At 35.7% G+C, this 9,578-nt stretch carries 12 protein-coding genes; 6 read left to right on the plus strand and 6 right to left on the minus strand.

Annotated features, from left to right (window positions below):
• Positions 1–34 precede the first annotated feature (34 nt).
• Together ACQV2X_RS01320 and ACQV2X_RS01325 are read left to right on the plus strand one after the other, a co-directional pair.
• Entirely contained in the window at positions 35–361 is a 327-nt protein-coding gene (locus tag ACQV2X_RS01320) for a PadR family transcriptional regulator (protein WP_428873178.1), read from the plus strand.
• A gap of 2 nt (positions 362–363) precedes the next feature.
• A complete protein-coding gene (locus ACQV2X_RS01325) occupies positions 364–1,341 on the plus strand; it encodes a permease prefix domain 1-containing protein (protein WP_428873177.1) in 978 nt (325 codons plus the stop codon).
• A gap of 187 nt (positions 1,342–1,528) precedes the next feature.
• On the opposite strand, the gene ACQV2X_RS01330 is transcribed toward ACQV2X_RS01325, so the two are convergent.
• The 5 genes from ACQV2X_RS01330 to ACQV2X_RS01350 all read right to left on the minus strand — a co-directional run bounded on the left by ACQV2X_RS01330 (position 1,529) and on the right by ACQV2X_RS01350 (position 5,213).
• Positions 1,529–1,972: a pyridoxamine 5'-phosphate oxidase family protein gene (locus ACQV2X_RS01330; protein WP_428873176.1), complete on the minus strand. Its 444-nt coding sequence runs from the start codon at positions 1,970–1,972 to the stop codon at positions 1,529–1,531.
• A gap of 28 nt (positions 1,973–2,000) precedes the next feature.
• Positions 2,001–2,858, minus strand: a complete 858-nt coding sequence (locus ACQV2X_RS01335) for a hypothetical protein (protein WP_428875171.1) — start codon at positions 2,856–2,858, stop codon at positions 2,001–2,003.
• A 131-nt stretch (positions 2,859–2,989) separates the two neighbouring features.
• On the minus strand, positions 2,990–3,325 hold the full coding sequence (locus tag ACQV2X_RS01340; RefSeq protein ID WP_428873174.1) for a PTS lactose/cellobiose transporter subunit IIA: 336 nt from the start codon (positions 3,323–3,325) through the stop codon (positions 2,990–2,992).
• 1 nt (position 3,326) lies between these two features.
• Complete coding sequence (locus ACQV2X_RS01345; protein ID WP_428873173.1) at positions 3,327–3,644, minus strand: PTS sugar transporter subunit IIB; 318 nt, start codon at positions 3,642–3,644, stop codon at positions 3,327–3,329.
• 243 nt (positions 3,645–3,887) lie between these two features.
• A complete protein-coding gene (locus ACQV2X_RS01350) occupies positions 3,888–5,213 on the minus strand; it encodes a DUF2254 domain-containing protein (protein WP_428873172.1) in 1,326 nt (441 codons plus the stop codon).
• Positions 5,214–5,565: 352 nt separating this feature from the next.
• Here ACQV2X_RS01350 and ACQV2X_RS01355 point away from each other — a divergent pair, with 352 nt between their 5' ends.
• From ACQV2X_RS01355 to ACQV2X_RS01370, 4 genes are all read left to right on the plus strand, one after another.
• On the plus strand, positions 5,566–5,814 hold the full coding sequence (locus ACQV2X_RS01355; RefSeq protein WP_428873171.1) for a biotin/lipoyl-containing protein: 249 nt from the start codon (positions 5,566–5,568) through the stop codon (positions 5,812–5,814).
• Complete coding sequence (lipA, locus tag ACQV2X_RS01360) at positions 5,815–6,741, plus strand: lipoyl synthase (protein ID WP_428873170.1); 927 nt, start codon at positions 5,815–5,817, stop codon at positions 6,739–6,741. It abuts the gene before it with no gap.
• 6 nt (positions 6,742–6,747) lie between these two features.
• A complete protein-coding gene (locus tag ACQV2X_RS01365) occupies positions 6,748–7,749 on the plus strand; it encodes a lipoate--protein ligase (protein WP_428873169.1) in 1,002 nt (333 codons plus the stop codon).
• A gap of 91 nt (positions 7,750–7,840) precedes the next feature.
• Positions 7,841–8,428: a pyridoxamine 5'-phosphate oxidase family protein gene (locus ACQV2X_RS01370; RefSeq protein WP_428873168.1), complete on the plus strand. Its 588-nt coding sequence runs from the start codon at positions 7,841–7,843 to the stop codon at positions 8,426–8,428.
• Between the two features lie 60 nt (positions 8,429–8,488).
• Here ACQV2X_RS01370 and ACQV2X_RS01375 read toward each other — a convergent pair whose 3' ends face one another.
• Positions 8,489–9,106 carry a DUF5052 family protein gene (locus ACQV2X_RS01375; RefSeq protein ID WP_428873167.1) on the minus strand — a complete coding sequence of 206 codons (618 nt, stop codon included), beginning with the start codon at positions 9,104–9,106 and terminating at the stop codon, positions 8,489–8,491.
• Positions 9,107–9,578: the final 472 nt, after the last annotated feature.

Raw genomic sequence — 9,578 nt, forward strand, 5'->3', positions numbered from 1 at the left:
CCATCAGATACAGTAAAAAGAGTGAGGTGATTCATTGATAAATAGTGATATTTTTAGAGGGTATAACGACCTTTTCATCCTAGCTATTTTAGATAAGAGTGATTCCTATGGTTATGAAATTGGCAAAACAATTTCTCATTTATCCAATGAAAAATACATCATGAAAGAAACAACTCTTTACTCCATTTTTAACCGCTTAAAAAAAGATGGTTTAATCGAAGACTATCCCGGCCAGAAAACAAATGGTCGTCCAAGAACCTACTATCGATTAACGCAAAAAGGGAAAGAAGTCTTACAAGATAAAGTCAAAGAATGGACAATCGTTAAAGCAATCGTGGAAAATATTATTAAAGGAGCTTAATTATGGACGTAATAAAAACCTATCTTGATTCTATGTTTACCAAGATTGAAGTCAATGATGAAATGCTTCAACTGAAGGCAGAAATCTTGGCAAATATGGAAGACAAATACCAAGACTTAATTGATTCAGGTCTGAGTGAGCATGAAGCCGTTGGTAAAGTGATTACTGAATTTGGCAGTATTGAGGAACTGTTTGATGCTTATCAATTCAAAACACAAGATAAAAACAAACTGCCACACTATCCCTTACTCACAGAAGAAGAAATCAATGCTTTTATTACCAATAGCACCAAGTCAAATTTATTAACAGCCCTCGGCACCTTTTTAATGATTGCCTCTTCATCAGTCTTCATGACTTTAGAAAGTGTCTTAGGTGAAAACAGCACCTTAGCCGATAGCTTCGGAATTAGTATCATCATAGTGTCAATTGTAATTGCTGTTGGTTTCTATGTAACAGCTAGCCAATTTAATGGCAAACCAAAAAAAGTAGCTAAGGGAGAATATCGTTTATCTAAGAACTTAGAAAGGCAACTAAAAAACGACTTGAAACAACAAGAGAAAGTTAGCTCTTATGGATTCATTGCTGGTATCGCCTTAATTCTTCTACCCATTATACCTATCGTTATAGTTGACAGTCTAAATGTAGCAACTGGTCTAGCAGATTTGACTATTTCCGGACTCTTGATCTGTGTTGCTAGCGCAGTCTTCCTTTTCATCTATTTAGGAGGAAATCAATCAACTTATAAAAAGTTATTGGAATCTGGCCTTTCATCACAGGTTAGCCCTCAAGAAATCAACAGTCGAGAGCGTCTTAAAAAAACAGATAAAATATTTGATGATATATACTGGCCATTGGTCACTGTTATTTATTTTCTCTGGTCGTTTATCAGTAGCGCTTGGGCAATTTCTTGGGTGACCTTTATAATTGCTAGCGTGATAGAGGACCTTTTAAAACATTTGTTAGGATTAAAAACCGATTAAATAAAATCACTTCGATTACTAAATAGCTATATGAAAAAATCTTTACCTTTGAGAGATTTTGGCTTTAATAAAGTATAGCTCCACCTATCTTTGACTGAGAGCAAGATCCCTCCAGCATTCTTTCTAATTGAACAATTAGTGAAGCCCTTTGAAAATGTAACTTCTACATTTTCAAAGGGCTTTATCATTACATCTTAGATAATTTTCCACCAATTTCAAACTCATACTTATGACCTTGAGTCATTGAGTGGTAGAAGCCTTTACCTTCATATATTTGAAACACTTGGGCACCCACTTGATCTGCTTGATCAGGGTAAACTATTTCAACATAAGGATTGTTACCTAAAATTTCTGTTAATTTTTCTTTACCTAACTCTCGTACTTTCCCTTCAATCCGAATCACCTGAATCAAATAATCTTCTTCTTTCATAGCTGTCATTGCAACAGCTTTATTGTCTTGGAGTTGTTGATAAAGATTTGTTTTAGGATTGGTCATGAAAAAGATTCCTTTATCGTTTGCTAGACCAACATGAACATATCGAGCATGCGGTTTATTTTCATTGTCAACCGTTGCTAGCACAGCGACTTTCATATCATTTTGAAATATATCCATAATTTTTTCGATGTTCATCTTTTTTCTCCTTAAAAAACAATTGAAATTAATATTCTCTGTTAAAAATATGATTTAGAGTTTGAGCCATATACACTTCAACTAAAGGACCTACCCAAAAAATTAACCCAATTATTGTTAGAAGCCCTAACAACCCTACAGTAACAATCGCTCCAACTCCATCCATCATAACGAAGCCTAGAAGACCTATCAAAATAAAAAAGACAATAAAGATTAAAAGAATAACTATTAGGCTTTTTGCGATTCGGCCAAAATTATTTTTAGCTACCGTTAAACTTTTAGTAAAGGTTGCCCAGAAATTATACTTGCCTTCCACATCATATGCTATTAGATATGAAATAGGTACTAAAAACACGCTTAAGGCCAATGCCAACAGCATAAATATCAAAACAAAAACTAAGCTAGCCGTATTGCCATATTGGCTTAGTTGAAAAAATATCAAGCCAGAAACAAATAATAGTAAGAACCCGGCGATCCAACCCAAGACATTGGCAAAAAAAGACTTGATCGGAAGTGTAATGATTTTTACAGGAGAGGTATGAAAGAAAGCTGAATCTGCTATTCGCATTTCAGGAAAATTTAGCTTTTGAAAATAGGATCTTCTTTGCATAATGCGTAGGAATACCGATAGTATCATAGTGATTAAGGCTATTAAGCCTCCTACACCTGTATATTGTGCTTTAAAAAAATCTTGACTAAATTGAACTAATTGATCGGGTGTCATCGTTTCATTAACACTGGTAATAAATGTATTCAATTGATCATTAACCGGAGAGAACATATTGAGAATTCTATTGATTACGGAGGATCCTACAGTTGCAATAAGAATAGTCCCCATAAAATAACCATAATGTCTTTTTAATCTTTGAATCGAATCAGATAACATCTAACCACTCCTATCATTTTTGATATTCTTTATTTTATCAATTATCGCTGCTAGCTTCAACATAGGGCTGGTGAACTTCTCCCATGGAAAGGAAAAACCTTCTTAAAGAAAAAGAAGGTTTAAATAATTATTTATTTAAATTTTTTATGATTCGGTAGGATTAATTGATATAAATCGACGATTTCTTTTGCCATATCGTTAACAGTCATTGCGTTCATCAGGTGGTCTTGGGCATGAATCATTAATAAAGATAATTTCGAGCTATTCCCTTGAGCTTCGCCTACCAATAACTTTGTCTGCAATTGATGAGCAGTTAAGATTGACTCCTGGGCTAATGCGAACTTCTGCTGAGCCAAATCAAAATTGCCTTCTTTAGCAAAGCGGATAGCCTCCATTGATTGACTGCGCGCATCGCCACCATTGGCAATCATTAGCATGGCAATTTCTTGTACTTCTTCTACTTTCATTTTAGTCTAAAAGCGATTCGGCTTGCAACAAGACTTTTCTACCGTTTGCTAAGCCGTAATCATTTTTATCAATACTTTCAACAATGATTTGCTTTGGAGCATAGCGTTTAGACAAACCTTCTGATAAATAAGAAACTTGTGGTCCTAATAATAAGACATCGATATTTTCATTGTTTACATAATCTTCCATTTCATGGATCGAAGATGAAATAATCTCATAATCTAGTTCTTCAGTCTTTACAATATTATTCATCTTATTAACCAACATGGTTGTAGACATTCCAGTACCACACACCAACATAATTGTTTTTTTACTCATTAGTCACCCTCCATATAATAAATCACAAATAATTACTCTTATAGAATCTATATTAGCTGATTATTTAAGCGTTTTCAACGGCTTTATGCTTTTTTTTGATAAACAGTGCCATTATTTACTAACGGTGTCTTTTAATCGCACATTAAAACTGATAAAGCTGATTCGTTGTGATCGGCCTCATTAAAAAACTAAAATCTTTGCTCACACCAATAGTCTAACAAATTACAGCAATTTTTTACACCTTTATTTCTCAGTTTCTTTAGGCCTTAACCTAGCAATAGGTTCCATCACTTCGTTAAACATTCTTTGGTCATATTCAGACTCAAAATGGTCGGTTATTTTATTTGATAAGTATGATATAAACCCTTTAATAACCTCTTGATGCTTATGAGAAGAATTAAGGCCAATGAAATATAAGGCTTCATAAAGATCACGAATTAAATAGGCGTCTTGATTAATATACTGAACCAATTGACCAAAATTTTGGAATAGAATCTTCTGAAAAGGGCAGTAGTCATAACAAACGCCTACTTCTAGTGTTTGTGACGAAGGTAATTCTATTTCTTCTAAATAGACTGCATACCTGGCCGGAGCTTGCCCTAATTCACCTAATAAAATGGACTGGTAACGAAAAACATGACTAATGGTGTTGGGGTCATTTATAGAAGGTGAGGCACTCCGCAAAGCGATATCTGTTAACTTCGAAAGAGCAAAATCAGGATTGTACATAGAAGAAGGTTCGTGTTGAAAAATAAAAGACCGATTCAATTTCTCTTCAAACTTTTCCCAATCTTTTTGTTTCTTCAAAGAATAAGCCTCAGCTAAAACAGCTCCTTTACCTACAAAATCACCATTTCTAACCTTCAAAACAATCACACATTTACATTCTTTTGCTAAATCAAATAAACGATCAATATCGACAAAATCTAGATAACCTTGTTTCAAAGACTGCACACTTTGACTGGCTGCCCCTTTAATAGAAGGCAATTGGTCCACAAATGTTGCTGCTTCAAAAAAGGCTTTATTTTCCGAGATAATTTTTGAAGCTCTTTCAAATAGTCCTTTAATGACCTGATTGTGTTGAACAGATTGTGAGATATCAAAAACAAAACGAATAAAGTATAAAACACTTGTAATCCCATACATTAAAGCCACTGTCCCCGACATCACTAAATATTCGCCTTGAGATTCGCGCATGAAAAATAAGGAAACCAGGCAATAAACAAAACCACCTAAATAAATACCCAAAGTTTGAGTAGACGATTTACGAAAAAGAAAATTTTCAATTGTTCGCGGCCCAAAACTAGAAGCATAATAGGACATCACACTCAGCATGGTAGCAAAAGTAAAAGTTGCCACAGCAAAAAGGGAGCCTGCTAAAGAACTTAATATCATTTGCGCAAAGTTTTGACTGGTTAGTAACACACTCGGTAGCGCATCTAGGTCTCCCCAATAGCGCACATCCATTAACATGACAAGTACCGCTAAAAAGAAAGCAAGTATAACATTATAAACAAATACCCACCAAGATTTTTGATCTTCAAAATATAGTTTTAAGCTTTCTATCATATGCACCTTTCCTCATTTCACTCTATCTTCCATTAAGAATAGAACATTCTTACCCATTCCACAAGTAGACATTCACAAAATAAATTCTTACCTCTCTTTATGATGATTAATCAAGACCTAGTTCTTGAATTTTTATCACAATCTTTCGGACTTTTCTTATTATTTTTTTCACGAACTTAAGTGTATTTGATATAAAAATGCCTGTACGCTAGGTTTTATGAACTTGGGTGGGAAGGCAAGAACTGGATTAAATTTTTGTGAAAAGTATTGAACATTTATAGCGGAATGTCTACAATGGAGCGTAGAGATTTCCTAGGAAATAACTTTAAATTAATTGATTGGAGGAGTCATTTTGAAAAAAGAAATTGTATTTCCAAAATTAAGTTCAAAAGTATTGTCAGGGGTCATTATTGAATGGACCACAGAGGTTGGCCAAAGCATTCAAAAAGGTGAAGTATTATATTCAGTCGAAACCGATAAAGCTGTTCATGAGATTGAGTCGCCTTTTTCTGGAAAGCTAATAGCTATCCATCAAGAGCTAGGTGACAAAGTGACTGCTGGTGATTTAATTGCGACCATTGAAGAAAGTGAGGAAGCTTAAATGAAAATCACTGCCTCTTCATCAACCCAAGTAAAACCACGTATCCGTTTTGACAATGAATCCGTCGATCAAGTTAATAACTTACTTTCTAGCCTACAACTTAATACCGTTTGTGCCGAAGCTACCTGTCCTAACCTAGGTGAGTGCTACAAAAATGGTACAGCCACCTTCATGATCCTTGGTAGCCATTGCTCAAGAGCTTGTCGTTTTTGTGATATTCTGACAGGCAATATGGAAGAAGTGAATGACAAGGAGCCTGAAAATTTAGCCGATGCTTGTAAAACACTGGGGCTTCGCCATGTGGTAGTGACCAGTGTGGCACGTGATGATTTAGAAGATGGTGGAGCTGAACAATTTGCTCGCACAATTCGTGCTGTTAAAGAAAAATGCCCAGACACAACGATCGAGGTGCTTATACCAGATTTCCTAGGTAACAAAGAAAGTATTGACCTTGTTATTGAAGCAAATCCTGAAATTATTAATCATAATATCGAAACGGTAGAGCGTTTATCTCCAAGAATTCGTCACCGCGCTACCTATGAACGTTCTCTTGACGTTTTAAAATATATTAAAAAACAAGCACCCCATATCTATACAAAGACAGGGATAATGCTAGGCTTAGGTGAAACTGAAGAAGAGGTTGCTCAAGCTATGGATGATAGTTTAGCGGTAGGCGTAGATTTCTTTACAATTGGACAATACCTTCAGCCTTCCCCTAAGCATTACAAACTAGAAGAATATATTTCGCTTGAACAATTTGGTAGATACAATAAAATGGGGATGAAAAAGGGCTTCAAGTTCGTAGCCTCTGGACCTCAAGTAAGAAGCTCCTACAAGGCTCATGAATCCTTGGATGCCGTCGGTGTTGACCATAACTTTGATGCTGAAAATAGCTTAGTGGCTCAATTAGCCAAAGAAGAAGCATAAAGACCCATGTTATATTTACCGACTGATTCACTTGATCCTAACTATTACTTTGCCTTAGAAGAATACTTAATGACCCAAAAAGCTTTAAAAGAAGACCTTTTCATGATCTGGCAAACCGATTTTACAGTCATGCTGGGTAATTACCAGAATGCATATGTTGAACTGAACTTACCAGAACTAGAAAAAGATCAAGTCACTATTACACGACGTAATACAGGGGGCGGTACTATCTTCACCGACCAAGGTGGCTGGCAATATAGCTTTATTTCACCTCGACCTCAAGGAAATAAACGACACGAAGCTATTGATTTTCAACGCTTTATGCAGTCCATCATTCACTCCTTGAATAATTTAGAGATTCCAGCTGAAATGAACAGTCGCAATGACTTAGCCATACACGGTAAAAAAATTTCCGGCAATGCTCAATGTTTTAAAGGAGACTACACCCTGCATCATGGTTCCTTGTTATTTGATAGCGACTTGTCTGCTATGGCCTGTTATTTAAACCCCGCTAAACACAAGATTATCTCCAAAGGAATCAAGTCTGTTAAAGATCGGACAACTAATATTAAGAATTACTGCCCAGACGATTGGGATGCTAAGACCTTTAAAAACGCTTTAGTCAAAGAAATTATAGGCGAGCAGCCAAGCTACTTCCACCTAAGTGAAGAAGATGAAAAAGCCGTCCAAAAACTTAAAAAAGAAAAATTTGAGTCCTGGGAGTGGGTCTTCGGCCGTAATCCAGCGTTTTCTTTAGTTAACGAAGCGGTATTACCCGGAGGTCTCCTCAAACTTCATTGCAAAGTGGAAAAAGGTGTCATTCAATCACTCCTTTTTGAAGGAGACTTCTTTAGCACGCACGATTTAAGGGATTTTGAGCATTCTGTAAAAGGGATTAGCTTTAATAAAAAAACCATGCAAGACCATTTTAATGATAACTATCCGCAAGATTTAATTCACAACATCAGTAATCAACAAATTATTGACACTCTATTCAAAGACTTATAAGCTATCAATAGAAAACATCAGGTCTAAACCCCCTGATGTTTTCTTTTAGAAGTCGCTTTTATCCTCTACCTCCATAGAAAGAAGGTCTCAAATGTCTGATATCCATCAAGCCATGCGCCGTCAAGACCGTGCCATGCCCAATGATTTTGCTGAAAAAGTTATCGATCAAGCTCAATACGGTGTACTAAGTATGCCCGATCAACCCTATCCTTATGCAATTCCTTTGTCAATGATACGTCACAATCAAACCCTCTATTTTCATAGTGCAAGAGCCGGTAAAAAGGTTGATTTACTTGAAGACGGTATGGCTGTCTGTGTCACTTTTGTTGGACAGGTTCAGGTTCCAAATCTATATAGCGAAAGCGAAGTCGAAACGATTGCTGCTGATCCCACTGCTTGGGGCACTTTAGCCCGTACTGTTTTTACTACTGAATTTGAGTCGGCCATTATCTATGGTAAAATTCGCAAAGTTACTAACGAAAAAGAATTGCTCAAGGCCTTACGTCTGATCGCCAAAAAATATGTCCCTAAACATTATTCACTAGTTGATAAAGCCATTGACACAGCTTTCGATTATGTTCAAGTCTATGCTATCGAAATAGAGCACCTTTCGAGCAAAAGAAAGAAATACGATGATCAAGGGCAAGAAATGAAACATGCGCGTGGTTGGCATGCATAAAAAAGAGCCATCTCCTTACTTAGGGAGATGGCTCTTTTACACACAAAGTACTCATTCTGTTTAGCTTTTTTCTAACAATTCATTGTCATAAATAGTGTAATCACAACGATAGATAAAGAGATATTTACCATCGATTAGAAGACCTGTCGACTTTGGCACATCTGTTTTAAAATAGGAAACTTTGTTGCCCGAATAAACCGCTAAAGGTGTGCCATTTTGACTACGGACCATAATGGTTTTCTTTTTACCAAAGAAGGTTTGACCGATATTATCTTGTAAACGGGAAATAAAGGGTAAGTTGGATTTAGTATCGTATAAGTCTAATCGATTATCTACATCCATCGTTAGGTCATTGAGACCTTTTTCAGCTGCAATTAGAGAAGAACCAACATGAGATAAGGTATGACCACCAATCTGAATATCTAAAACTTGCGAGTCCGCTTTAGTTGAGCCTTCAGCTGTTTGTGAATCGAACTCTTCATCTCGTTCAATTGAAACTGATTTTCCCGTCATAGAATCAATGATCTGGGCTTGCTCATCATAAGTTTGAACGGTCATAGTTAAACCGATAAAGTCTTGCTTGAAACCGGATACAAATTCACCGATGGTTTGACAGCCGGCTAAAGCGATGACTAGCGCTAATAGTAAGGCCATTTTTAAAGAATGTTTGTTTTTCATATTATGAATCTCCTTAATTTAAGTAGTAAAGTCATTCTAACATTATTACTTAGTCAAAGACTTGTACTAGAGACTGATTTTACTTATTTACAATCGGTATTCATTCTTTAATGAATCCTTCAATTTGCTCTGTACTGATTAGAAATTCAATTCGCTTATAATCTTTAGTCTTATTATCTTTAGTTAAAAGAAGTCTTTTTTCAATAATTTGTTAGTAAACTTTTTGTAGACCATTATAAATACCTTTAATCCTTATGAATAAAAATGAATTTGTAATTTACCCTCCCGACTCCAAGAGACGGCTTCCACTACTTCATCCGATATCCCTGTTCCATTAGGAAGCACCACAATAAACCACTATTTTAATAGTCTACCTCCTCTTTTTCAATTTACTATTATAACTAATTTTTTGTCAATTCTAGAGTTGTCAAACATATGTTACACAAGGTGCTTCTAAATGGGCATGCTTATG

The sequence above is a fragment of the Facklamia sp. P12945 genome, assembly GCF_050409485.1.
Taxonomy (GTDB): domain Bacteria; phylum Bacillota; class Bacilli; order Lactobacillales; family Aerococcaceae; genus Facklamia.